Source organism: Streptomyces sp. NPDC016851 (assembly GCF_055562795.1).
This window is the reverse complement of record NZ_JBVHEP010000010.1, coordinates 105,328-129,516: the sequence shown is the minus strand read 5'-3', so window position 1 is coordinate 129,516 and position 24,189 is coordinate 105,328. Positions and strand designations below refer to the sequence as shown.

The following is a 24,189-nucleotide window of genomic DNA, read 5'->3' as shown; positions in this document are numbered from 1 at the left end:
CCTGCCATGACGAAGATCGACACCAGCAGGCCGGAGAGCGTGCTGCCCACCCCGTCGCACACCGTCGGCCCGTTCTACGGCCACGCCCTGCCCTTCCGCGGCGGCGAGGACATCGCGCCCCTCGGGCATCCGGACACGGTCACCCTGCACGGGTACGTCACCGACGGCGCGGGCGATCCGCTGCCGGACGCCCTGATCGAGCTGTGGGGCGCGGACCCGGACGGCAACGTGCCGACGGCGGACGGGTCGATGCGGCGCGACCCGGCGTCGGGCGGCTTCCTGGGGCGCAACGGAGTGGAGTTCACGGGCTGGGGGCGTATCCAGACCGACGCGAACGGCCACTGGTACGCGCGTACGCTGCGGCCCGGTGCGCGCGGGCGGAGCGCCCCGTACATCAGTGTCTGCGTCTTCGCGCGCGGGCTGCTCGTGCACTTGTACACCCGCATCTACTTGCCGGGCGACGAGGCGGTGCTCGCCGCCGACCCGCTGCTGTCCGGGCTGGAGGACGGGCAACGCGACACGCTGATCGCCGTGGCGGAGGCGGCCGGCACGTACCGTTTCGACATCCGCCTTCAGGGCGAAGGCGAGACGGTCTTCCTGGAGTTCCAGTGACAGCTGCCCAAGGTGACACCGGCCTGCTCGCCCCCGGGTGGGCCGACTCGGCGGCGGCGTCCGCCACGAGCGACCACGCCTATCTGCGGGCGCTGCTCGACGCGGAGGCCGCGCTGACCCGGGCCCAGGCGGCGCTCGGGCTGGCCCCCGCCGAGGCGGCGACGGCGGTGACCGAGGCGGCCGGTGCCGGTGCCTTCGACGTACGGTCCCTCGCCGAGCGGGCCCGCGCGGGCGGCAACCCCGTCATTCCCCTGGTCGCGGAGCTGACGAAGGCCGTCGGTGAGGAGTACGGCCCCTACGTCCACCGGGGCGCGACCAGCCAGGACATCATGGACACCGCGACGATGCTGGTCGCCGTGCGCACCCTGGACCCGGTCCTCGCCGATCTCGGCCGCACCGAACAGGCGCTGGCGCGCTTGGCCGCCGGGCACCGTGACACGGCGATGCCGGGGCGGACGCTCACCCAGCACGCCGTACCGACGACGTTCGGACTGAAGGCGGCCGGATGGCGGGCGCTCGTCCTCGACGCGCGGGACCGGGTGCAGGCCGTGAGGGACTCGCTGCCCGCCCAGCTCGGCGGCGCTGCGGGCACGTTGGCGGCTTTCGGAGCATACGGCGCGGACGATCCGGCCGCGCTGCCGGTGGCCTACGCCCGTGAACTCGGCCTGTGCGCACCGGATCTGCCCTGGCACACCCTGCGGACGCCCGTCGCCGATCTGGCCGGCTGCCTCGCCTTCACGGCGGGAGCGCTCGGCAAGCTCGCCGTGGACGTGCTGACCCTCTCCCGCACCGAGATCGCCGAGGTCGCGGAGGGCAGCGGCGGCGGCTCGTCCGCCATGCCGCACAAGTCCAATCCCGTACGGTCCACCCTCATCGCCTCCGCCGCGCGGCGGGCGCCGCAGCTCGCGGCCACGCTGTACGGGTCGCTGGCGGCGGAGGACGAGCGGCCGGCCGGGGCCTGGCACGCGGAGTGGGAGCCCCTGCGCGACCTGCTGCGGCTGGTCGGCGGGGCCGCCCGGGACGCCGTCGAGCTGGCGGAGGGGCTGCGGGTCAGGCCCGACGTCATGCGCGAACACCTGGATCTCACCGGCGGGTTGATCGTCTCCGAGCGGCTGTCCGCCGAGCTGGCCCCCGTGCTGGGCCGCGCCCGTGCCAAGGAACTCCTCACCCGTCTCGCCGCCGAGGGACGCCCGCCGGCTCAGGCGCCGGAGCTGGCGGACGTCGACCTCGATCCCACCCACTACACCGGCTCCGCCGGAGCCCTCACCGACCGTGCTCTGGAGCGACGTTGACACTCCTCGCCCACCGTGCCGAAGGGCCCCCTTCCGCACCCCCGCTGCTGCTCGGACCCTCCCTCGGCACGTCGAACGCCCTGTGGGACAAGGTGGCGCCCGAGCTGTCGATCACCCACCGGGTCGTCCGCTGGGACCTGCCGGGACACGGCGGCTCGGCGGCCGGTCTCATCGAGGCGGGCGCGACGGTCGGTGACCTCGCCGACCTGGTACTGGCGCTCGCAGACTCGCTCGGCATCGAACGGTTCGCGTACGCGGGCGTGTCGCTGGGCGGGGCCGTGGGGCTGCACCTGGCCGTACACCATCCGCAGCGGCTGTCGTCCCTGGCGGTGATCTGTTCCTCCGCGCACTTCAACGGAGCGAAGCCCTGGGAGGAGCGGGCCGCGCTGGTGCGGCGGGAGGGGCTGGCCGGGCTGGCGGAGAATGCGGACGCGCGCTGGTTCACCTCCGGTTTCACCGTGCCGGAGCTGGTGGAGGACCACCGTCGCGCCGACCCGGAGGCGTACGCCGCCTGCTGTGACGCGCTCGCCGCGTTCGACCTGCGGGACCGGCTGCCCGAGATCGCCGTGCCGACGCTGCTCATCGCCGGACGGGACGATCCGGCCACGCCGCCGGCGCATCTGCGGGAGATCGCGGACGCGGTGCCGGGCGCCGCTCTCGTGGAGCTCCCGGGCGCCTCGCACCTGGCGCCCGCGCAGTGCCCGGAGGCGGTGCTGACCGCGCTGCGGGCACACTTCGGCGGGACCGCCGGACGCGGTATGGAGGTGCGGCGCGAGGTGCTCGGCGACGCGCACGTCGACCGGGCGCAGTCCCGGCAGACCCCGTTCACGGCGCGCTTCCAGGACTTCATCTCGCGCTACGCCTGGGGCGAGATCTGGACCGACCCGACCCTGTCGCGCCGCGAGCGCAGCATGATCACGCTCACCGCGCTGGTCGCGCACGGCCACTACGACGAACTGGCCATGCATGTCCGGGCGGCGCGACGCAACGGGCTCACGCCGGAGGAGATCGGTGCGGTGCTGCTCCAGTGCGCGGTCTACTGCGGGGTGCCGGCGGCGAACTCGGCGTTCGCGACGGCCCAGCGGGTGCTGGCGGAGGAGGACGGCACGCCAGGGTGATCCCGCTGGTCGTAGGCTCGACGACAACTCGCTCCGGCCCGCCCGGCGTGCCTACGGTGGGGGCATGTCCACCATCCTGATCACCGGCGCCACCTCGGGGCTCGGCCGGTACGTCGCCTCCGAACTCGTCCGCTCCGGGCACGTCGTCCTCGTCCACGGCCGGGACGCGGACCGCACCGAGCGGCTGGCCGGGGAACTGCGCGCCGAGGGGGACGCCGAGGCGTTCGTCGCCGACCTGGCCTCGCTGGCGCAGGTGCGCGAGCTGGCCGGGCACGTCGCCGACGCGCATCCCGAGCTCGACGTGCTGGTCAACAACGCGGGCGTGGGGTTCGGGACGCCCGGTGCGGGCCGTGAGCTGAGCGCCGACGGGCACGAGCTGCGCCTGGCGGTGAACTACCTGGCGCCGGTCGTACTCACCCGGGCCCTGCTGCCGGTGCTGCGGGCGAACGCGCCGGCGCGGATCGTCAACGTCGGTTCGGCCGGTCAGGAACCCCTCATCTTCGAGGACCCCGAGTTCACCCGCGGCTACGACGGCGTGTCGGCGTACTGCCGCAGCAAGTTCGCGCTCGCCGCGCACACCTTCGCGCTCGCCGGGGAACTGGACGGCACCGGCGTCTCGGTGAACGTGCTGCACCCGGCGACCTACATGGACACGGCGATGGTCCGCCAGGCGGCTATCACGCCGTGGAACACGGTCGCCGACGGGGCGGCCGCTGTGCTGGCCCTGGCCACGCGCGACCTGGGCAGCGGCCGCTACTACGACGGGACGAGCCCGGCGCGCGCCCATGAGGCGGCGTACGACCCCGGGGTGCGCAGGCGGCTCGCCGCGGTGACCGACCAGCTGCTCGGCGCCTGAGCTACCCGGCTCCGGCGCCGGACTTCAGCGCCGCCCGCGCCCGTGCCGCCAGTCCGTCCGCCCCACAGGAGACCGCCAGGCCGAGGCCGCGTTCGAGCTCGGTCGCCGAGCGGGCGGCGATGCCGTACTCGATGCGGGCCGCCGCGTGCTCGTACTGGCAGGGTGAGGACTCCAGGTAGGCGACGGCCTGCGCGGCGAGGCGGACCGCGCGCTGGCCGGTCTCCAGGGCGGCGGCGCAGCGCAGGGCCTCCCCTATGGCGGTGTCCGTGCCGAAGCGCTCGGCCTGGCGGCGGACGTCCACCGCGAGCCGGGCGGCACGGGCCGGGTCCTCGGTGGCCAGGGCCCGGGCGAGGTCGGCCGCCCAGGGGACGAGCACGGGGTTGTGGTGCCCGCGCGCCGCCGCCGCCTTCTCGGCGGCCTCCAGTTCGTTGACGCCGTCCTTGGTGCGGCCGACGGCCAGCAGCAGCCGGCCGCGCACCGAGCGCGGGTCGGGCAGCACGATGGTGGACGGGTAGGGCGGGGCGAAGCCGTACCGTTCGGCGACCTCCCAGGCCTCCTCGACGTGGCCGCGGGCGAGCAGCGTGTCGACGAGGTTGCAGGTCGCGGACCAGTACAGGGGCAGGCGGCGGCCGACGCGCTCGGCGAGGCGCAGCGACTCGCGCAGGGACGTCTCCGCGTCCTTCAGCCGGCCCCGTCTGCGGTGGCCGAGCCCGACGTAGGCGTGGGCCAGGGCGAGGTGGCCGCCGCTCCAGCCCGCGGTCTCGTAGGCGCGCAGGGCCTCGTTGTAGAGGGTCTCCGCGCGGTCGAGACGGTCCGTGAAGGCGTACGCGTTGGCCAGCATCAGCAGCAGTTCGATGCCCCACTCGGTGTCGGTCCAGCCGAGCCCGGGGGCCAAGCGGCCGTTGACGAGGGCGCGGTCGCACAGTTCGACGACCTCCTCGGCGTTCTCGCCGTGCATCAGGGCGTCGAAGCCGCGCAGGATGAGCAGGGCGCGTTCGGAGTTGTCCCGGCCGGTGCAGGTGCGGGCGAGGTCGGCGAGCCGCCGGGAGCGGTCGGGTGAGGTGGCCTCGCCGGCGTGGATGCCCTCCCACATGAAGTGCACGGCCTGGAGCCGCATCCGGGCGGGGCCGGGCTGGAGCCGGGCGGCCTCCGCCTCGACCGTGCGGACCGCCTCCTCCAGCTGGTCGTTGTGGAGCAGCGCCTGGGAGAGCCGGAAGACGGCGTCCACCCGCTTGTCGCCGTCGAGGCCGGGCATGGCGAGCGCGGCCCGCAGTTGGCTGATGGTGCGGGCGGGCGCGGTCAGGAAGGTGGCCTCGGCCAGTTCGTACAGCACGTGCGGGTGCGTCTCGGGCCGGGGCGGCTCCTTCAGGGCGCGCTCCAGGCAGCGGCGGGCCGCGTCGGGCGCGCCGACGGCGAGGTGCTCGCGGGCGGCCTCGCGCAGTTGCCCGACGAGTTCCTCGTCGTCATCCGGGTGCACTTCGAGGAGGTGGCGTCCCGCGGCCGCGGCGCCGTGTCCCTCGTCGGTGACGATGCGGGCGGCGATGCCGTGCATGGCGGTGCGCAGGGCGTCGGGGATCGAGTTGTAGACGGCGGTGGCGATCAGCGGGTGGACGAACTCCAGGTCGCCTTCGGCGGTCCGGCCGCTCGCGGGGTCGGGCGCGGTGAGGATGCGGGCGGTGCGCAGCAGTTCGGCGCAGCGGCGGGCTTCCTCGGGCTTGAGGGTGGCGAGCTTGGCGACCAGGCCGACGGAGATGCCGGTGCCGAGGATGGCGGCGGCCCAGGCGAACCTGGTGGCGTCGATGCCGAGTTCCTCCAGGCGGGCGACGAGGCCGCCGCCGCGGGCCGAGCGGTTCAGCTCGCGCAGCTCCCCGGCCCGGGCCTCGACCGGTTCGAGTTCGCTGTCCCGCACCTTGGCGAGGAGTTCGACGGTCTCGTAGGGGTTGCCGTCGGTGACGGCCCAGACCTCGCGGCAGAACGCGGCGTCGGCGTGCTCGCCCAGGGTGGCGCGGGTGAGTCCGGCCGTGGCGTCCGGGGTGAGGGCGCTCAGAGTGGTGACGGGGCCGTCCGCGGCGGCGGCGACGGTGTCGAGGAGCCGGGCGCTCGTGCCGGACACCTCACCCGGGCGGCGGGTGACCACGACCAGGACGGACATCTCGTCGCGGCGTTCGGCCAGCGCGGCGAGCCACTGCAGGGTCTCCTGGTCGGCCCAGTGGGCGTCGTCGATGAGCAGCACCAGCGGCCAGTCCCGGCGGGAGAGCCGGCGCACGGCGGCGACCAGGCCGTCGTACACGCCCTGCGGGTCTGCCTGCCGGTCGCCGGGGTCCGCTATGCCGAGGGCGGGTCCGGCGATGTCGTACCAGTCGCCGAGATACTCGCGGGCTTCCTCCGGCAGCATCGACATCAGCGCGGGTTGCAGTAACTGCCGTACGACGTTGAAGGGAACCGACCTGAGGGTCTCGCCACCGCGGGCCGACCAGACCTGACAGCCGCGTGCCTCGGCGATGCGGCGGGTTTCGGCCAGCAGCGCGGTCTTGCCGAGTCCGGCCTCGCCGCGGAAGACCAGCAGTCCGCCGGACGAGGAGCGGTCCGCGCACAGGCGGTCGACCGCCCGCGCGACGGCGGCGACTTCCCCGTCGCGCTCCCACAGGGAAGCCGAGGCGGCGGCCGTGGGCCGTACCTCCGTCATCCCGCTACCTCCCGAAGTCGCCCGAACGACGTACAGACGTCGAGCGTAGCCGTCCGATTGCCTGAGTGGAGGATGCTCGGGGCACCTGTTGCCGTGACGGGTGACACCGGGGGCGGCCGGACGACGCACCCGGGCCGTCACCAGCCGTCTTCGCGTCAACGGCGTGCAATTGCAAGGGAGGTGACGTTCATTCACGGCACCGGGGAGACACGGCGGGGCCGGCGGGCGCTGGTCGCCGGGTCGGTGGGCAATCTCATCGAGTGGTACGAGTTCGGCGTCTACGGCTACTTCGCGACGATCATCGCGGCGCGGTTCTTCACGCCGGAGGGCGGCAGCGAGATCGAAGGGCTGGTGAAGACGTACGCCTCGTTCGCGCTGGCGTTCTTCTTCCGCCCCGTCGGCGCGGCACTTTTCGGCCACCTGGGCGACCGGATCGGCCGTCGTCCGGTGCTGGTCCTGGTGATCACGCTGATGACGGTCGCGACGACACTGATCGGCGCGCTGCCGACGTACGCGCAGGCCGGTGCTCTGGCGCCCTGGCTGCTGACGTTCCTTCGGGTGCTCCAAGGGCTGTCGGCCGGCGGGGAGTTCGGCGGTGCCGTGTCGGTGATGACGGAGTTCGCGCCGCCCGGCCGGCGGGGGCTGTACGGGTCGTGGCAGTCGTTCACGGTGGCGCTGGGGCTGCTGGCCGGTGCGGGAGCGGCGGCGGTGCTCGCCACGGTACTGACGGAGGAGCAGTTGGGATCGTGGGGCTGGCGGCTGCCGTTCCTGCTGACGCTGCCGTTGGGGCTGGGGGCGCTGTGGCTGAGGCTGCGGCTGGACGAGACGCCCGCGTTCGTGGCGGAGGCGGCACGGGAGACACCTCCCGCGCGCGAGGTCGTCAGGGCCGTCGTGCTGGGCGCGGGACGGATCATGGGCTGGGCCGCGGCCGGTTACACGTTCCTCGTCGTCCTGCCGTCGTATCTGCAGAGTTCGCTGGGCGCGACCTTCCAGCAGGCGCTGATCGCCACCGTGCTGGCCAACCTGGGATTCGCGGTGACGATCGTGCCGGCGGGGCTGCTCAGCGACCTGCTCGGGCGACGGGCGGTGATGCTGACGGGGGCCGTGCTGGTGGTGGTCCTCGCGGTGCCACTGCTCAACCTTCTTCAGGAGCCCGGCGTTTCGAACACCATGAAGGGTGCGGTGGTGTTCGGCGCGGGCGCAGTGGTGGGGCTGATGGCGGGGCCGGGTCCGGCCATGCTGTCGGAGATGTTCCCGACCCGGGTGCGCTGCACGGGCCTGGGACTCGCCTACGCGCTGTCCAATGCGGTGTTCTCCGGGTGCGCCGGGCTCATCATCACGGAGACGATCGAACGGACGGGGAGCGTGGACATCCCGGCCTACTACGCCGCGGCGGCGTGCGCGGTGAGCGTGCCGGCGCTGGTCACGCTGTCGGGGCGGCGGGTGGGGGTGGCGAGGGCGGCGGAAGAGAAGGCCGGTTCAAGGGAATGCGGGTGAACGGATGCGGGTGATCGGTCTCATGTCCGGGACGTCGTACGACGCCATCGACGCGGCTGCGGCCGACCTGGACCTCGTCGGCGACAGCCTGGTGCTGAAGCCGCTCGGCATGGTGAGCGAGCCGTACGACGGCGCGCTGCGCGAGGCCCTGGCCGCCGCCCTGCCGCCGGGCACCACGACCCTGGGCGAGGTGTGCCGGCTGGACACCCTCATCGGGCATGCCTTCGCGGCCGCCGCGGTCCGGGCCGACCGGGAACTGTGCGAAGGAGGGGCCGAGTTGGTCGCCTCGCACGGACAGACCGTCTACCACTGGGCCGCCGAACAGGAGGTGCACGGCACACTCCAGCTCGGGCAGCCGGCGTGGATCGCCGAGGCGACCGGGCTGCCCGTGGTCGCCGACTTCCGGCCGCGGGACATCGCCGCAGGCGGGCAGGGCGCCCCGCTGGTCAGCCTGGTCGACCTGCTGTGGCTGCGGGGCCGGCCGGGCAGGCCCGTCGCACTCAACATCGGCGGTATCGCCAACCTCACCGCGCCCGACGGGACCGCCTTCGACACCGGTCCGGGCTGCGCGCTGATCGACGCGGCGGCCCGGGGGTTCAGCGGCGGCGCCCTGGCCTACGACACGGACGGGGCCCTGGCCGGCCGCGGGCGGGTGCACGGGCCGCTGCTGGACCGGCTGCTGGAGGAGCCGTACTACGCGCTGCCCGCGCCCAAGACGACGGGCAAGGAGCTGTTCCACCTCGGTCATCTGCGGGACGCGCTGGCCGGGTTCGGGACGCTGCCCGCCGAGGACGTCGTCGCCACCTTGACGATGCTCACGGCCCGGACGGTGGCGGACGCCGTGCGGTCGCTGGGCGCGACGGAGGTCGTCGCCTCGGGCGGTGGCACTCGCAATCCGGTGTTGATGGGGATGCTCGGGGAACTGCTGCCGGGGGTGGTGGTGCGCACCTCGGACGAACTGGGGCTGCCGTCCGGCGCGAAGGAGGCCTACGCCTTCGCGGTCCTGGGGTTCCTGACCCTCCACGGCCTGCCCGGCACCGAGCCCGCGAGCACGGGGGCGCGGCATCCGAGCGTGCTCGGCTCGCTGACGCCGGGCCGGGACGGGCTGCGGCTGCCCCCGCCGGCCGGCCGGAGACCGACGCGCCTGCTGCTGGACTGACGCGATCCCTTCGGCTCCTCTCATCCCACTTTCACCGACGCCTCATACGGTGGGGGCATGACGCAGGAGACTCCTCCCGGGTGGTACCCCGACCCCGGACAGAAAAGTGACGGGCCCGCCACCGAGCGCTGGTGGGACGGCAGGGCCTGGACGGACCGCATCCGCCCGGCACAGCCGACCGCGACCTGGGGTCCCCCTACGCGGGATCCGGCCCCTGGAGAGGCTCCGTCGGGAGATCCGGCGCCTTCAGGTGATATGTCGCCCGCGGGGCAACAGGGTGGTGCCGCCGGGCAGCAGACTGGCACCGGACAGCCGGAAGCGGGGCAGCCCGCCGATGCCGGGGGGCCAGGAGCCCCCGGGAGTCCGGCCGGTGCCGGAGAGCCGACCGGCACGGGAACCCCGGGAGCCTCCGCGTATCCGGCGAGTGCCGGAGAGCCCGGAACACCCGGAACACCCGGAACACCCGGGAATCCGACCGGCGCCGAGGCCCTGGGCGCCTCGGCGCATCCGGGAAGTGCCGGGCAACCGGGAGCCGCCGGGAGTCCGGCCGATGCCGGAGCCCCGGGAGCCTCGGCGCATCCGGCGAGTGCCGGACAGCCCGGAACGCCCGGGAATCCGGCCGACGCCGGGGCCCCAGGCGCCTCGGCCCATCCAGGAAGTGCCGGACAATCGGGAGCCGCCGGGACTCCGGTCGGCGCCGGGGCCCCAGGCGCCTCGGCGTATCCGGGTGGCACCGGACAACCGGGGCCCCTCGGACAACCGGGAACCCCCGTGTACCCGGGCGGCCCTGGGTATCCGCCCGGCGCCGGGTATCCGGCAGCCCCCGGGTATCCCATCTACCCCGCCGCGCCTCCGGCCGCCGGCCGAGGGCGAGGGCTGCGGATCGGGATAGCCGTGGCGGCAGCCGTCGTCGTGCTCGCCAGTATCGGTGTCGGCGTGTACGCGCTAACCGACAACGGCGGCTCGGGCGGCGGTTCCGCCAGCTCGCAGGGACCGGGCGGCCCGGGCGGGCCCGGGGGCCAGGGCGGGCCGTTCGGCGGACCGGGCGGATCGGGGGGTTCCGGCGGGGACGGTGGATCCGGAGGTTCCGGCGGCTCCGGCGGCTCCGGCGGCTCCGGCGGCTCCGGTGGGCAGAGTCCCTCGCCCGAGCAGTCCGAGCCGCCGAAGATCAGGAGCGGGTCGGTGACCGACGCGGTCAGCGGGATCAGCCTGCCCATCCCCAAGGGCTGGTACGGCCAAGAGGTCACGGTCGGCGCGCAGGTGACGTCCGACGACTCCTACAAGTGCCCCGGCGACACGTCCTCGACCTGCACGAAGGGCGGAGCCTACTCGGCGCCGGCCCTGGCCCTCGGCACCAAGGGCAGCACCGCCGAGGAGATCGCCAAGGCGGACATCGCGGCGAACGCCGAGGAGTCCTACGGCGGCAAGTCCTACGGCGGGATCACCTCCCACGACGTGCTGGCCTCCAAGGCCGTGACCGTGGCCGGGCAGAAGGGCTATCTGGTCCGCTGGAAGGCCGTCACGAGCAAGGGCGCCGACGGCATCGTGGAGTCGCTCGCGTTCCCCTCCCCCGCGAACGCCAAGCAGATGGTCGTCGTGCGCTTCGGCGTCGACTCCGACCAGAAGGAGGCCGTCCTGGACGAGATCACCAAGGGCATCGAGGTGTCGACGGGCGGCGGCAACGGACAGACCGTCTGACCGGCACCGGCCCAGCCGGGCCGGGAGACCGTCGGCCGGGTGGGGCACCCCCGCCGCTCACAGGGGCACCCCGCCCGGCCGGGGGGTGCGCGCCGCCCCCGTCCCCACGGGTCGGCGCGGTCGGGTCACCGTCCGGTCATCCCGTGGACGGCGGCCCGGGTCTCATGTGAGGCCGAGGGCCGGCAGCACGGCCGCCTCCACGAACCGAACCAGATAGTCCGGGTCCGCGTCCTCGCCCTCCAGCACGGGCCGGATGCGCAGGACGCCGAACATCTGCGCCGGGATGTACTCCAGCGCCGGGAGGTCGGCGGGCACCTCGCCCCGTTCGACCCCACGGCGGATGATCTCCTTGAGCGCGGCGATCTCCGGTTCGACCAGCGCCTCGCGCAGCGCGCGCTGCAACTCGGGGTCCTGGGGCGCGGCATGAGCGAGCGCTTGCAGGAGCTTGGTGTCCCGGCCCGACAGTTCGCCCGCCGCCCGGGCGGCCTCGCGCAGGTCGTCCGCGAGCGAGCCGGTGTCGATGCAGCGCGTCCGCCGGTGGGAGCGCAGCGCCGCCGCCACGAACTGGGGCTTGGTCTTCCACTGCCGGTACAGCGTGGACTTGCTGCACCGGGTGCTGGCCGCGATGCCCTCCATGGTGACGGAGTCGTAGCCGCACTCGCGGAGCTGCTCCAGTACGGCGTCGTAGAACTCCTGCTCACGCTCCGGCGTGATCTTGGAGCGGCGCGAGGAACCGACCGGCTCGGGTCGGTCCGCAGCCTGCGACGTCATGGCCTGTGCTCCCGGCGTCCTCGGGCGGCCGGAAAATTCCCGGCCGGCGGTGTGTCGTTCGTCTATCGATACGCCAGTGTACCGGTACGCGGCCGTATCGGTACACTGGCGTATCGGTACGCACTCGTACCGATAACAGCACCACCGTCACCGAAGGGGCCGGGGGAATGAATGCCCGCACCGAGCCTGCGCCGGCGGGGTCCGACGCGATAGCGCGACCGCCGCTCGTCCGGGAGCTCCTGCTCGTCGCAGGGCTCTTCCTCGTCTACAAGCTCGGCCGGCAGCTGGCCACGGGCCACACCGGCGAGGCCTTCCACAACGCGCACCGCGTGTGGGACCTCGAACGAGCGGCCCACCTGCCCGGCGAGGGGGCGGTGCAGTCCCTGCTGCTGCACGGCGACGGCCTGGTGCACCTCGCGAACACCTACTACGCGGCCGTCCACTTCCCGGTCACCGCCGCCTTCCTGATCTGGCTGTACCTGCGCCGCCCGGCCCACTACGTGTGGGCCCGCCGGGTGCTGGCCGCCGTCACCGCCGCCGCCCTGGTGCTGCACCTACTGCTCCCGCTCGCCCCGCCGCGCATGCTGGCCACGACCGGCCTGGTGGACACGGCGCGGGTGTACGGCCCGTCGGTGTACGGCGCTCCGGCGACGGACTCCCTGTCGAACCAGTTCGCGGCGATGCCGTCGCTGCACTTCGGCTGGGCGCTGATGGTGGCGGTCGGCCTGATCGTGGCGACCCGCTCGCGCCTGCGCTGGCTGTGGCTGCTGCATCCCTTGCTGACGCTGCTGGTGATCGTCGGCACGGCGAACCACTACTGGCTCGACGCGATCGTGGCTACGGCGCTGCTGGGTCTCGCCCTCGCAGCAATTCACCTGCCGCACCGCACGGCGACGACGGCGGGCCGCGCGCAGGAAAGGCTCGTACCGGCTCAGGCCCGGACCGAGGAGCACGTGCTGGCGGGGGCGGGCCGATGAGCGCCGTCCTCGTCGCCGTGGTCCTGTCCCTCGTCTCCGCCGTCGCCTACGCGACCGCGGCGGTCGCCCAGGAGCGGCTCGCCTCCCGCTCGCCCGGCTCGGGCACGCTGCGGATGCTCGCCAGTGGCGCCTGGTGGTGGTCGGTCGGTCTGAACGCGGCTGCAGCGCTGCTGCACGTCGTGGCGCTGAAGTACGGTCCGCTGACCGTGGTCCAGCCGCTCGGCGCCCTCACCTTGGTCGCGGCGGTGCCGATGGGGGCGCGGCTCGCGGGGCGGCGGGTGAGCGCCGTCGAGTGGCGGGGCACCGCGCTGACGCTGCTCGGCCTGGCCGCGATCCTGGTCACGGCGTCCGGGCCGGCGCCCGACGACGTGCTGAGCGTGCCCGAGGCGCTGACGGTCGCGGGCGCGACCGCGGCCCTCATCGGAGTGCTGTCCCGGCCGGGCGCCCGCCCCGGACTGCGGCACGCGAGTGCGTCCGGCGTGGCCTCCGGGGTCGCCTCGGCCCTCACGCAGACCGTGACGGTGGCCGCGACGGACCGGTCCGGTCCGTTGCTGAGTGTCCAGGTGGTCGGGGTGGCGCTGCTCGTGGCGGCGTTCGCGGCCGGCGGGCTGCTGCTGTCGCAGACGGCCTACCGGGGCGGTCTCGGCGGTCCGCTCGCGATGGTGACCCTGGCCAACCCGCTGGCCGCCGCGGCGATCGGCCTGGCGCTGCTGGGCGAACGCCTCCAAGGCGGCCCGGCGGGCATGCTGCTCGCGCTCGCCGGGGCCGGCCTGGCGTCCTGGGGCGTGGTGCTGCTCAGCCGGACGACCCCCGCGGCCGTCCCGGCGGACGACGACCATCCGGTGGCCGCCGTCCTGGCCCTGGAACCCGGTTCTGCCACGGCCGAACCGGCGTTGGTGCCCCGGCCGCACGACCCGGGGCACCTCACCGCGGCTACGCGGTGATGGTCGCCGGGTCGCTCACGCCCGGCTGTCCGTTCTCGACGTGTCCCGCGAACCGCCGCAGGAAGGCCTTGTCGCCCTCGGCGGTGACGGTCAGGTCGTACCAGTGGCGGCCGGCGGCGAGGTCCACGGTCCGCCGCACCCTCGCGCCCGGGCGGACGGTGACCGTCGAGGGCCGGCCGCCGTACGCGTCGGAGAGCTTCAGTCGTGCCGTGCCGGAGCCCTTGTTGGTGAAGGTCAACTCGATGTCGTCCCCGGTGTGGCGTGCGGTGACCTCGCAGCCCACCGTCCTGTTCGACCCCTTGAAGACCCGCACGAAGCCGTTCGGGCCGTGCACGGTGAGGTCGTACGCGCCCGCCGACCAGGCCGAGTTCCAGGTGTCGGAGAGCGTCTTACCCGCCTCGGTCGTGTACATCCAGGGGCCGTCGGCGCGGTTGCCGGAGGTGACGTGGAAGGCGGCGCCGGCCTTCGGCCCGGAGGCGAAGGCGAGGGTGAGCTTCCCGGCCGCCGCGTCGACCGAGGCGTCCACGTGCGGGGCGTACTTCAGCGGCCGGGCGCGGCGCAGCCCGCGTTCCTGCCGGGGCATGCGCGGGTCGGCGGGCGGAGTGGGCTTGTAGTCGGGATGGCGTTCGCGGTCCTGCGGCTCGTACGCGTCCGTGCCGGGCAGCGGGGCGGGCCGTGTGTCCTTGCGGGAGAAGTCGAACGCGGAGGTCAGGTCACCGCAGATCGCCCGGCGCCATGGCGAGATGTTGCTCTCACGCACCCCGAAGCGCCGCTCCATGAACCGCAGGATGGAGGTGTGGTCGAGGGTCTCGGAGCAGACGTATCCGCCCTTGCTCCACGGCGAGACGACGAGCATCGGCACCCGGGGGCCGAGACCGTAGGGGCCGGCCGTGTTCTTGCCGTCGCCCGGGAAGAGATCGAGGGAGACGTCGACGGTGGACTTGCCGCGGGAGGCGTCCTTCGGCGGCAGGGGCGGCACGACGTGGTCGAAGAAGCCGTCGTTCTCGTCGTAGGTGATGAACAGGGCCGTCTTCGACCAGACCTCCGGGTTGGCGGTCAGGGCGTCCAGGACCTGGGCGATGTACCAGGCGCCGTAGTTCGACGGCCAGTTGGAGTGCTCGGAGAAGGCCTCCGGGGCGGCGATCCAGGAGATCTGCGGCAGCTTGCCGGCCTTGACGTCGGCCTTCAGCTGATCGAAGTACCCTTCTCCGGCCTTGGCGTTCGTGCCGGTGCGGGCCTTGTCGTACCAGGGGTCGCCGGGCTTCGCGTCGCGGTACTTGTTGAAGTACAGCAGCGAGTTGTCGCCGTAGTTGCCTCGGTAGGCGTCCTCGATCCAGCCCCAGGAGCCCTTCGCGTCGAGGCCGTCGCCGATGTCCTGGTAGATCTTCCAGGAGATGCCGGCCTGCTCCAGGCGCTCGGGGTAGGTCGTCCAGCCGTAGCCGAGTTCGTCGTTGCCGAGCACCGGGCCGCCGCCGGTGCCGTCGTTGCCCGTGTACCCGGACCACATGTAGTAGCGGTTCGGGTCGGTGGAGCCGATGAACGAGCAGTGGTAGGCGTCGCAGACGGTGAAGGCGTCGGCGAGGGCGTAGTGGAAGGGGATGTCCTCGCGGGTCAGGTACGCCATGGTCGTGGTGCCCTTGGCGGGCACCCACCGGTCGTACTTGCCGCCGTTGTAGGCCTGATGGCCGTCGGGCCAGGAGTGCGGCAGGCCTTCCAGGAACTGCATGCCGAGGTCGTCGGCGTCCGGGTGGAACGGCAGGATCTCCTTGCCGTCCTTCTCCTGGTGCCAGACCGGTTTGCCGTTGTCGAGGGTGACCGGGCGCGGGTCGCCGAAGCCGCGGACGCCTCTCAGGGTGCCGAAGTAGTGGTCGAAGGAACGGTTCTCCTGCATCAGGACGACGATGTGCTCGACGTCCTCGATCGACCCGGTGCGGTGGTTGGCCGGGAGCGCGGCGGCGCGCTGGATGCTGGCGGACAGCGCGCTGAAGGCCGTGGTGGCACCCGCGAGTTGAAGAAAGCGGCGCCGGTTGACTTCGGACATGAAGGACAGACCTCTCATCCAGAGGTACGGGATGGCCGGAACGTGACGGAATCTGCGCGGAAGGAGTGTTTCAGGGACACCAAACGTCAAGGAAGGGGCCGGTGACAGTGGTGTGAAAGTCGCCGGTACGTGAGGTGTGCCGGGAGGTTGTCAGGGGAGGGTCATGGACGTGACAGAGACGCAGACGGCCTCCCCGCCGACGAAACGGCCCGTTCGCCAGCTCCTCGCCGCCTCCGTGGGCAACGCCGTGGAGTGGTACGACTGGTACGCCTACACGTTTCTGGCCACGTACATCGCCGCCCAGGTCTTCCCCAAGAGCGCGGACAACTCGCTGGTGCCGCTGCTGTCCACGTTCGCGGTGTTCGCGGTGGGCTTCTTCATGCGGCCGGTCGGCGGGCTACTCATGGGGGCGGTCGCGGACCGGCACGGGCGGCGGGCCGCGCTGACGGTCACGATCCTGCTGATGGGCGGCAGCAGCCTGCTGGTCGGGCTCACCCCGACATACGCGGCGGTGGGCGTGCTGGCGCCGGTGATCCTCGTCCTCGCGCGGCTGCTGCAAGGCCTGTCCGTGGGCGGCGAGTTCGCGGCCTCGACGACCTTCCTGGTGGAGTCGGCGGGCCCCGGCAGGCGCGGGCTGTTCTCCAGCTTCCAGTACGTGTCGACGACCGTGGGACAGCTGGTCGCCTCCGGCATCGCCACGCTGCTCGTGGACACGCTGAGCGACGGGCAGATGAACGGCTGGGGCTGGCGCGTGCCGTTCGTGCTCGGGGCCGTGCTGAGCCTGGTCGGTTTCTGGATCCGGCAGGGCGCGCAGGAGACCCGCAGCGCCGAGCAGCAGCAGGCGCCGCGCCCCGGCCTGTTCGAGGCGCTGCGCCGGCACCCGCGCGAGTCCCTCCTCATCGGCGGCATCACGGCCGGCGGCACCATCGCCTACTACACGTGGACGTCGTACCTGCCGACGTACGCCGAGCTCAACGCGGGTCTTGAGAAGTCGGACGCGCTACTCGCGGGCACGATCTCACTGGCCTTCTTCGCCCTGCTGCAACCGCTCGGCGGCCTCCTGTCGGACCGCTTCGGCCGCCGCCCCCTGCTCCTCTTCTTCGGCCTGGGCTTCGCCCTGCTCACGGTGCCCCTGCTGCACGCCCTGCGCGACTCGTTCGCGGTACTGCTGCTCGTGCAGTGCGCCGGAATGGTGCTGCTGACGGGGTTCACCTCGATCAGCGCCGCCGTGAACGCGGAGATCTTCCCGCCCCGGGTCCGCGCGGCCGGAATCGGCTTCCCCTACTCGCTGACGGTCGCCCTCTTCGGCGGCACGGCTCCGTACGTGGGCACGCTGTTCAAGGAGATGGGCCACGCCGGGCTGTTCCCCTGGTACGTCGCGGTGCTCTGCCTGCTGTCGTCGTTGGTGTACCTGCGGCTGCCCGAGACGGCGCACACACCTCTCCGGCGGTGAGGGGGCGCGCCCGGGCGGCGGACGGTCAGGGCCCGGCTCGCGGGCGAGACCCGTCCGCTCCTTCGTCCGCGCGCTCTCCGTCGCGGGTTCCCTCCTGTGGCCCTTCGTGCGGTTCGTGCGGTCCCGCGCCGTCCTGGAAGGCGGTCGGCGGTCCGGGCGCGCCGGCCTCTCCCAGCACGCCGTGCTCCCGGACGGCGGCTCTCTCGGGGTCGACCACGGCGTCGGTCGTCCTGCCCACCTCCGACAGCGTCATCTGGGCGCGGTCGTCGACCAGTCGGGTCACGAGGTGCTGGGCGGCACCAAAGGCCGCGGCCCAGCCGAGGACCTGCGCCCTGCTGTCGAGGTCGCTGAGCCCGGGGACGAAGGCGCCCCGGATCAGCAGCAGTCCGAGGAAGGCGGACAGGGCCCCGGTGGGGAACTTCAGCACCGCCGATGCCAGGGGCAGCATGTAGGGGGCGTCGGTGCCCCGGATATGGCGCAGTGAGGCGATGACGGTGAGTGCCGCGCCGGCGAGTCCGGCGATCTCGACGGTGAGGATGTCCCTTGGCCGGGCCAGGCTGCTGGCGGGGCGGTCCTCCTTGACGTCGTGACGCTCCATGGTGGGGCACACGACATCGATCCCGCTCGTGTCCCCGGGGCTGACCTTGGGCGCGAAGCACATGCTCAGCGACTGGGGATAGAACCAGCCGTAGATGGCGAGACCTGCCACACCGAGCAGGACGAGGAACGTCGCGGTCCACAGGATGTTGCGCAGGCTGCGCACCCGGGCCAGCTCGTCGTCCAGCGCGTTGTAGGCGGCGTCGAGCGCCCGGACCATGAGGTCCCGGTCGCTCGGTGACATCTCGCCGGAGATGATGGAGCGGAGCCGCCGGGCGAGGCGGACCCGTCGTGGGTCGTCCTTGTCGAGGTGATCCTTGACCAGCGCCATGACCTCGCTGGCACGGCCGGCGGCTTCCTCGTCGGAGACCAGTTGCAGGAGCGTCACCTCCGCGCTGCGTATGTTCGACCAGACGCCCTCACGCGCGGTCGACCCCGACCACATGCGCCGCCATCCGAAATCCTCGTCGGCAGCCGATCCGGCCTTTTCCAGATGGCTCCGCATTCCGTCGACGAGCGTCATACTGTCTTCGGGGCAGGGTCGGACACTCTCGCGTTCCAGCTGTGCTTCGAGATAGGCGATCCGGGTTTTCGCCCGGGCGCGCCATGCGGTTCGCGGCGACCGGCCCGGAACAGTGCCGGTCACTCGAAGACGGCGGGCACGCGCAGCCTCGTCCACGACTTCGGACCTGGTATGCCGTCAGCGTCCCAGCCACTGAATCCGCATTTGCGCTGCCACTTCGAGTACGACTTCCGGTCCGCTTCGCTCCACTGCGAGTCGGGCCCGTCGGCGTACACCCCGCAGCCCTCGTCGATGAGGCGGTAGCCCATGGCCTCGATGATCGGGCTGCTCACGGAGGGCTGGAAGAAGTCGGCCCCCGGAAAGCGTTCGAACTCACCCTCCATTTCCGGGGGAGCCACGCGGATCCGCTGTCCGGGGTGAATGAGATCCGGATTCGTGATCTGGGGGTTCCACTCCAGAATCTGCTCCAGCGTCACGCGGTGCATAACCGCGATCTTACCGAGCGTGTCGCCACGTTTCACTGTGTAGAACTCCACTGTTCTTTCCATACGCCCACAGTAAATGAATCCCCCACCACCGGAAAGTCGAGAATTCCGTTTCGATTTCACTTTTTGATACGGAAACGGCTTCCGTGGAAATCTGCTCACAGGCGGACGACGACCAGGGCGATGTCGTCGTCCTGACCACCGCCGGGGACGCCCATCTCGGCCAGCAGTCCGTCGGCGAGTTCCTCCACCGGGAGCGTGCCGGACCGGGCCAGGGCGTCGATCAGCCGGGCCAGGCCGATGTCGATGTCCTCGTCGCGGCGTTCGATGAGGCCGTCGGTGTAGAGCACGAGGGTGTCACCGCGGAGGTAGGGCATACCGGCCTGGGGGCGGGGGACGTGCTCCGGCCGGGCGCCCAGCGGCGGGTCGGTGGCCTGGTCCAGCAGTCGGCAGCCGCCGTCCGGGCTGAGCAGGATCGGCGGTGGGTGGCCGGCGTTGCTGTAGATGATCAGCCGACTGCGCGGGTCGATGAGCACCTTGGCCACGGTGGTGGCCAGCGCGCCGTCGACCGCCCTGGCGTACAGGCCCAGCACCTCCAGGGCCTGTGCGGGGCTGGGCACGGCCCGGATGGCGGCGCTCAGGGCGCTGCGCAGCATGCCCATGATCGCGGCGGCCTCCAGGCCGTGGCCGACGACGTCCCCGATGGCGACGGAGTACCGGTCGGGCGGCAGATCGACCACGTCGTACCAGTCACCGCACACATTGAGTGATCCGCTGGCCGGCAGGTAGCGCACCGCGATGTCCCGGTGCCTGTCCAGGTCGGGCGAGCGGAGCATGACCTCTTGGAGGGTGACGGCGATCTCACGTTCGCGGGCGTGTGCCTGGCGCAGCCGCTCGTTCAGCTGCTCCAGATCATGGGAACGGGCGTACACCTGGGCCGCGATCCCCGTCACCTGGTTGCTCAGCGGCGGGGTGAGCTCCCGGATGAAGGGGGAATGCATCAGCTCCGTGACGTCGTCGGCCCGGGCGATGATCCATTTCACGTCGCCGTCCGTCCCCAGGACGGGGCTGGACATCCCGCACCACCATCGCTCCTCCACCTCGCCCGGCTTGCCGTCGACGGGAATGTCGAACCGCCGCGGCGCTACCATGTCGGGCGCGTGGGAGTCCAGGACGCGCTGGAGCGAGGCGCCGAAGTCACGCGCCGCCTCCGGCGCGCCGGGGGTGTCCGGAAACGCCTCCAGGATGTACCGCCCGATCAGTTCTGCGCGTTTCCTGCCGGTGACCCGGAGGTAGGCCCGGTTGGCATGGCAGACCACCAGATCGGCGTCCAGCACCAGGTACGGATTCGGTGCGGCGTCGAACAGCTCCTCGAAATCCATCTCCGCTGACGTCACGCGTGACCTGCCGATCTCTACAGGCGCGACCGCTGCAACTCCAAGCTACGAGCAGCCCGCCGGGCACGCCCGCCGGACGACGCGTCGCGCACTGCAGTCCGACCTCCGTCGTGCCGCTCGACTCCTCGCACTCGCTGTCAGGACAGGAGGATACGCGCCACGTGCCCGAGTGCCCCCGGCCGATCACTCCCCCGCCGCCGAGGCCGGGGTGAGCCGACGGGACGGCTCACCCCGAGTCACGGAGACTTCTTCCTCATCGGCGCTGGCCGGTGTCCTGTGGGAATCCACCACCGGCCGGTACTGCTTTGCCCGGGCACTCAACACGACAGGGCTGATCCACGCGCAGCCCGCACGACGGAAGCGATCGAAATGTGCGCCGCGCGCACGACCTGTCAGCCGGCATGGTCACCCGGGAGGCCGAAGACCATGGCAGCGAACTGCGCCAGCCGAATTTCTCGTCGGCGGCGGTGCGGGCCTTTTCGAGATGCCCCCGGCTTCCTTCGATGAGCGTCGTGCTCTCTTCCAGGCGGGGACTGACGCTTTCGTGCTCGAGTTGCGCTTCGAGATAGGAAACCCGCGTTTTCGCACGCGGGTGCAATACCGACCACGGCGGCCCGTTACGCAGGCCTGTCATTCGGCTGCGTACGGGCCGTCCGGCTTTCGGTTATGGTCATTCGCTCTGGAACTCACCGCCCTCTCCGGCCGCTCCCCGGGGCGGGGCCACGCGAACCCGATCGCCGGGGTGGATGACGTCCGGATCCTCGATCTGCGGGTTCCACTCCAGAATCTCATCCAGGCTCACGTGGTGCATCCGCGCGATCTTGGTGAGATTGTCACCGCGCTTCACTACGTAGAACTGCGTTCTTGTCTTTTCCATGCATCCAGCCTAAGGCAATTCCGCGCGAGAACAACTGCAGAATTCTGTTTCGATTTCACTTTTTGATTCGGAAACCGCTTCTGCCGAAGGCGGCTTCCGCCTGGCGGAAGGGCCGTTGCGGTGCCCGGAGGGCCGCCCCGACCATGAGGGGCACGACCAGAGACGGGAGCCAGTGCCCATGCCTCACATGACCGCCTTCGCCAGGAACCAGTGGTACGTCGCCGCCTACAGTCACGAGGTCGGGCGGGAGTTGCTCGGACGGACGATCCTCGGTGAGACGCTCGTGCTCTACCGGACCGAGGAGGAGGGCACTCCGGTCGTGCTGCACGACCGGTGTGTGCACCGCCGGTACCCGCTGTCCGAGGCCCCGACGCGGCTCGACGGCGACCGGATCGTGTGCGGGTACCACGGGTTCACGTACGACACGACCGGTACGTGCGTGTACGTGCCGGGGCAGAAACGGGTGCCGCGCACGGCCCGGGTCGCCTCCTACCCGGTCGTCGAGCAGGACTCGCTGATCTGGGTGTGGATCGGTGACCCCGCGCTCGCCGATCCGCAGAACATCCCCCGGGCCAGGCACCTCGACTCCCCCGGCTGGGTCACCGTGCGCGGCATGGAGCCCATCGACTGCGACTACGGACTCCTCGTCGACAACCTCCTGGACCTGTCCCACGAGACGTATCTGCACGGCGGGTACATCGGCACCCCCGAGGTCGCCGAGACGCCGATCACGACGGAGGTCGACGAGGGCGCCGGGATCGTCCGGGTCAGCCGGCACATGGACGACGCCGCGTGCCCGCCCTTCTACGCCAAGTCCACCGGTATAGAAGGCCGGATCACCCGCTGGCAGGACATCGAGTACCACGCGCCCTGCCTGTACCTGCTGCACAGCCGCATCGCCCCGGTCGGTGTGGTGCCCGAGGCGGACGGCAGCGACCCGAACGGCTTCCACACCGAGATCACGTACGCGATCACCCCGTCCGGCGACGGCAAGGTGTACGACTTCTGGGCCGTCTCCCGTGACTGGGCGACCGACGACGCCGAGGTCACCGAGTTCCTGCGCGGCAACAACCACACGGTCGTGATGCAGGACGTCACCGCCCTCAACCTGCTGCAGAAGACCCTCGGCACCGAGCGCACCGGCTACCAGGAACTGAGCATCAACATCGACACCGGTGGTCTGGCCGCCCGCCGTATCCTCGCCCGGCTGGTCGAGGAAGGCGAGAAGCCCGTGGAGAAGGTCCAGTGACGAGCCCGACCGGCGAGATCTACCGTATCGACTGGCTGCCCGGCACCGATGTCCTGCACGGCACCTGTCACTGCGGCCGGGAGCACACCGCGCAGGACCCGGTGGAGATGTGGGAGTGGATGCTCGCCCACCCCCAGGGGCATGACATCGACGAGCCGCGAGGGAACAGTTCATGAGCGTGTACGAAGACGAACTCGTCGTCGCGCGGCGTGAGTCGGCCGCCGACGGCGTGCTCGCCCTCACCCTGCGCCACCCGCACGGCGAGCCGCTCCCGGTGTGGGAGCCGGGCGCCCATATCGACGTCGTGCTCGGCCCCGGGCTGGAGCGGCAGTACTCGCTGTGCGGCGATCCGGCCGACCGGTCCGCTTGGCGGATCGCGGTGCTGCGCGAGCCGGACGGCCGGGGCGGCTCGGCCCATGTGCACGAGCAGGTGGGGCAGGGCGACAAGGTCCGGGTGCGCGGCCCCCGGAACAACTTCCGTCTGGAGCCCGCCCCGCGCTACCGCTTCGTCGCGGGCGGCATCGGCATCACCCCGATCCTGCCGATGCTGGCGGCGGCCGAGGCGGCGGGCGCCGAGTGGACGCTGCTGTACGGCGGGCGCACCCGCCGGTCGATGGCGTTCGGCGAGGAACTCGCCCGGTACGGTGACCGGGTGACGATCGCCCCCGAGGACGAGACGGGGCTGCTGGACCTGCCCTCGGTGCTCGACGAGATGCCCGAGGGCACGCTCGTCTACTGCTGCGGCCCCGGCCCGCTGCTGGACGCGGTCGAGGCGCGCTGCCCGTCCGCGGTGCTGCGCGTCGAGCGGTTCCAGCCCAAGGAGCAGCAGACGGACGGCGACACCGGGTTCGAGGTGGAGCTGGCGCGGAGCGGCAGGACACTCACCGTGGCGCCGGACGTGTCCGTGCTGGACGTCGTGCGGGACGCCGGGGTGGAGGTGCTCTTCTCCTGTACCGAGGGCACCTGCGGCACGTGCGAGACCGACGTCCTCGACGGCACCCCGGAACACCGGGACTCCGTGCTCACCCCTCAGGAGCGGGAGAGCGGGGAGACGATGATGATCTGCGTGTCCCGGTGCCGGGGGCGGCGCCTGGTGCTGGACTTGTGATCCGCAGGTCGGCCTCGATCCCGGCGACGGTCGCCAGCAGGTGCGGCAACAGGTCGCGGCGTACGGAGTCAACGGTGTTGCGCCCGGCGTGCACGGCGATGTTGACGGCCGCGACCACCTCGCCGTCCCGGTCCCGCACCGGGGCGGCGACCGACCTCAGCCCCTCCTCCAACTCCTGGTCGACGACGGCGTAACCCTGCCGGCGGACGCGGCGCAGCTCCGCCCGCAGGGCATCCGGCGTGCCGATCGTGCGCGGGGTGAGGGGCTTCAACTCCACCCGGGCGAGCCTGGCTTCGGCGTCCTCGTCGGGCAGATGGGCGAGGATCACCCGGCCCACCGACGTCACGTACGCCGGGAACCGGGTGCCGACCGTGATGGACGCGGTCATGATGCGGCGGGTCGGGACCCGGGCGACGTACACGATGTCGTCACCGTCGAGGACACAGAGCGAGGACGATTCCCTCACCCGCGCGACGAGTTGCTCCAGATGGGGCTCGGCGATCTGGGGCAGCGTGTAGCCGGCGAGGTAGGAGTAGCCGAGTTCCAGCACCCGCGGGGTGAGGCGGAAGCGGCGGCCGTCGGTGTGCACGTAGCCGAGGTCGGCGAGGGTGAGCAGGAAGCGGCGCGCCGCCGCACGCGTCAGTTCGCAGGCCCGCGCGACCTCGCTCAGGGTCAGCGCCGGATGCTCGGCGTCGAAGGCGCGGATCACGGCGAGGCCGCGCTCGAAGGACCGGACGAAGTGCGGTGCGCGGGCTTCAGCGGACATCCTGGGCCTCCGGCGTGACGTACGACCGTGCGCTGGGCGCACGCTAGGAGTGGGGATCTGGTGATGTCAACGAGCTGCGTCGG

The 24,189-nt window shown here is 72.2% G+C and carries 20 protein-coding genes and 2 pseudogenes; 14 read left to right on the top strand and 8 right to left on the bottom strand.

The window, feature by feature from the left end:
- Positions 1-6: 6 nt before the first annotated feature.
- From pcaG to ACZ3I3_RS18035, 4 genes are all read left to right on the top strand, one after another.
- Positions 7-612 carry a protocatechuate 3,4-dioxygenase subunit alpha gene (pcaG, locus tag ACZ3I3_RS18050; RefSeq protein ID WP_467366149.1) on the top strand — a complete coding sequence of 202 codons (606 nt, stop codon included), beginning with the start codon at positions 7-9 and terminating at the stop codon, positions 610-612.
- The gene (pcaB, locus tag ACZ3I3_RS18045; RefSeq protein ID WP_467366147.1) at positions 609-1,904 is read left to right on the top strand and encodes a 3-carboxy-cis,cis-muconate cycloisomerase; all 1,296 of its coding nucleotides are present in this window, start codon (positions 609-611) and stop codon (positions 1,902-1,904) included. Before pcaG ends, pcaB begins: the two co-directional genes overlap by 4 nt.
- Positions 1,901-3,022, top strand: coding sequence for a bifunctional 3-oxoadipate enol-lactonase/4-carboxymuconolactone decarboxylase PcaDC (gene pcaDC / locus ACZ3I3_RS18040; protein ID WP_467366146.1), 1,122 nt, complete (start codon positions 1,901-1,903; stop codon positions 3,020-3,022). Before pcaB ends, pcaDC begins: the two co-directional genes overlap by 4 nt.
- Positions 3,023-3,086: 64 nt before the next feature.
- Positions 3,087-3,878, top strand: coding sequence for an SDR family NAD(P)-dependent oxidoreductase (locus ACZ3I3_RS18035; RefSeq protein ID WP_467366144.1), 792 nt, complete (start codon positions 3,087-3,089; stop codon positions 3,876-3,878).
- A gap of 1 nt (position 3,879) precedes the next feature.
- Here ACZ3I3_RS18035 and ACZ3I3_RS18030 read toward each other — a convergent pair whose 3' ends face one another.
- On the bottom strand, positions 3,880-6,564 hold the full coding sequence (locus tag ACZ3I3_RS18030; protein WP_467366142.1) for an ATP-binding protein: 2,685 nt from the start codon (positions 6,562-6,564) through the stop codon (positions 3,880-3,882).
- A 180-nt stretch (positions 6,565-6,744) separates the two neighbouring features.
- Between ACZ3I3_RS18030 and ACZ3I3_RS18025 the strand changes: the two genes are divergently transcribed.
- The 4 genes and pseudogenes from ACZ3I3_RS18025 to ACZ3I3_RS18010 all read left to right on the top strand — a co-directional run.
- A complete protein-coding gene (locus ACZ3I3_RS18025; protein WP_467366140.1) occupies positions 6,745-8,061 on the top strand; it encodes an MFS transporter in 1,317 nt (438 codons plus the stop codon).
- Positions 8,062-8,065: 4 nt separating this feature from the next.
- Positions 8,066-9,220: an anhydro-N-acetylmuramic acid kinase gene (locus ACZ3I3_RS18020; RefSeq protein WP_467366138.1), complete on the top strand. Its 1,155-nt coding sequence runs from the start codon at positions 8,066-8,068 to the stop codon at positions 9,218-9,220.
- A gap of 57 nt (positions 9,221-9,277) precedes the next feature.
- Positions 9,278-9,358, top strand: a pseudogene (locus ACZ3I3_RS18015) (DUF2510 domain-containing protein); the annotation flags it as partial.
- A 606-nt stretch (positions 9,359-9,964) separates the two neighbouring features.
- Positions 9,965-10,918: pseudogene (locus tag ACZ3I3_RS18010) on the top strand (hypothetical protein); the annotation flags it as partial.
- Between the two features lie 162 nt (positions 10,919-11,080).
- Here the strand turns inward: ACZ3I3_RS18010 and ACZ3I3_RS18005 are convergent.
- The gene (locus ACZ3I3_RS18005) at positions 11,081-11,689 is read right to left on the bottom strand and encodes a TetR/AcrR family transcriptional regulator (protein WP_467366136.1); all 609 of its coding nucleotides are present in this window, start codon (positions 11,687-11,689) and stop codon (positions 11,081-11,083) included.
- Between the two features lie 167 nt (positions 11,690-11,856).
- On the opposite strand from ACZ3I3_RS18005, the gene ACZ3I3_RS18000 reads away from it, so the two are divergent.
- Together ACZ3I3_RS18000 and ACZ3I3_RS17995 are read left to right on the top strand one after the other, a co-directional pair.
- Positions 11,857-12,666, top strand: coding sequence for a phosphatase PAP2 family protein (locus tag ACZ3I3_RS18000; protein ID WP_467366134.1), 810 nt, complete (start codon positions 11,857-11,859; stop codon positions 12,664-12,666).
- Positions 12,663-13,610 (top strand): hypothetical protein, encoded by a 948-nt coding sequence (locus ACZ3I3_RS17995; protein ID WP_467366132.1) that lies wholly within the window; start codon positions 12,663-12,665, stop codon positions 13,608-13,610. Before ACZ3I3_RS18000 ends, ACZ3I3_RS17995 begins: the two co-directional genes overlap by 4 nt.
- Here the strand turns inward: ACZ3I3_RS17995 and ACZ3I3_RS17990 are convergent.
- On the bottom strand, positions 13,600-15,651 hold the full coding sequence (locus ACZ3I3_RS17990) for a phosphocholine-specific phospholipase C (RefSeq protein ID WP_467366130.1): 2,052 nt from the start codon (positions 15,649-15,651) through the stop codon (positions 13,600-13,602). The two genes, ACZ3I3_RS17995 and ACZ3I3_RS17990, sit on opposite strands and share 11 nt — an antisense overlap.
- 163 nt (positions 15,652-15,814) lie before the next feature.
- Between ACZ3I3_RS17990 and ACZ3I3_RS17985 the strand changes: the two genes are divergently transcribed.
- A complete protein-coding gene (locus tag ACZ3I3_RS17985) occupies positions 15,815-17,104 on the top strand; it encodes an MFS transporter (RefSeq protein WP_467366128.1) in 1,290 nt (429 codons plus the stop codon).
- A 25-nt stretch (positions 17,105-17,129) separates the two neighbouring features.
- Here ACZ3I3_RS17985 and ACZ3I3_RS17980 read toward each other — a convergent pair whose 3' ends face one another.
- From ACZ3I3_RS17980 to ACZ3I3_RS17965, 4 genes are all read right to left on the bottom strand, one after another.
- Entirely contained in the window at positions 17,130-18,224 is a 1,095-nt protein-coding gene (locus ACZ3I3_RS17980; protein WP_467366126.1) for a hypothetical protein, read from the bottom strand.
- Positions 18,225-18,343: 119 nt separating this feature from the next.
- Positions 18,344-18,760: a peptidoglycan-binding protein gene (locus tag ACZ3I3_RS17975; RefSeq protein WP_467366124.1), complete on the bottom strand. Its 417-nt coding sequence runs from the start codon at positions 18,758-18,760 to the stop codon at positions 18,344-18,346.
- Between the two features lie 107 nt (positions 18,761-18,867).
- Positions 18,868-20,106: a PP2C family protein-serine/threonine phosphatase gene (locus ACZ3I3_RS17970; RefSeq protein WP_467366123.1), complete on the bottom strand. Its 1,239-nt coding sequence runs from the start codon at positions 20,104-20,106 to the stop codon at positions 18,868-18,870.
- Positions 20,107-20,776: 670 nt separating this feature from the next.
- The gene (locus ACZ3I3_RS17965; RefSeq protein WP_467366121.1) at positions 20,777-20,983 is read right to left on the bottom strand and encodes a LysM peptidoglycan-binding domain-containing protein; all 207 of its coding nucleotides are present in this window, start codon (positions 20,981-20,983) and stop codon (positions 20,777-20,779) included.
- A gap of 178 nt (positions 20,984-21,161) precedes the next feature.
- Here ACZ3I3_RS17965 and ACZ3I3_RS17960 point away from each other — a divergent pair, with 178 nt between their 5' ends.
- Genes ACZ3I3_RS17960 through ACZ3I3_RS17950 form a run of 3 tightly spaced genes read left to right on the top strand, consistent with a single transcriptional unit; the run spans position 21,162 to position 23,340 of the window.
- Entirely contained in the window at positions 21,162-22,232 is a 1,071-nt protein-coding gene (locus ACZ3I3_RS17960) for a Rieske 2Fe-2S domain-containing protein (RefSeq protein WP_467366119.1), read from the top strand.
- The gene (locus tag ACZ3I3_RS17955; protein WP_467366117.1) at positions 22,229-22,408 is read left to right on the top strand and encodes a hypothetical protein; all 180 of its coding nucleotides are present in this window, start codon (positions 22,229-22,231) and stop codon (positions 22,406-22,408) included. The genes ACZ3I3_RS17960 and ACZ3I3_RS17955 overlap by 4 nt, the downstream gene beginning before the upstream one ends.
- Positions 22,405-23,340 (top strand): PDR/VanB family oxidoreductase, encoded by a 936-nt coding sequence (locus tag ACZ3I3_RS17950; RefSeq protein WP_467366115.1) that lies wholly within the window; start codon positions 22,405-22,407, stop codon positions 23,338-23,340. The genes ACZ3I3_RS17955 and ACZ3I3_RS17950 overlap by 4 nt, the downstream gene beginning before the upstream one ends.
- Here ACZ3I3_RS17950 and ACZ3I3_RS17945 read toward each other — a convergent pair.
- Entirely contained in the window at positions 23,255-24,106 is an 852-nt protein-coding gene (locus ACZ3I3_RS17945) for an IclR family transcriptional regulator domain-containing protein (protein ID WP_467366113.1), read from the bottom strand. The two genes, ACZ3I3_RS17950 and ACZ3I3_RS17945, sit on opposite strands and share 86 nt — an antisense overlap.
- Between the last annotated feature and the right edge of the window lie 83 nt (positions 24,107-24,189).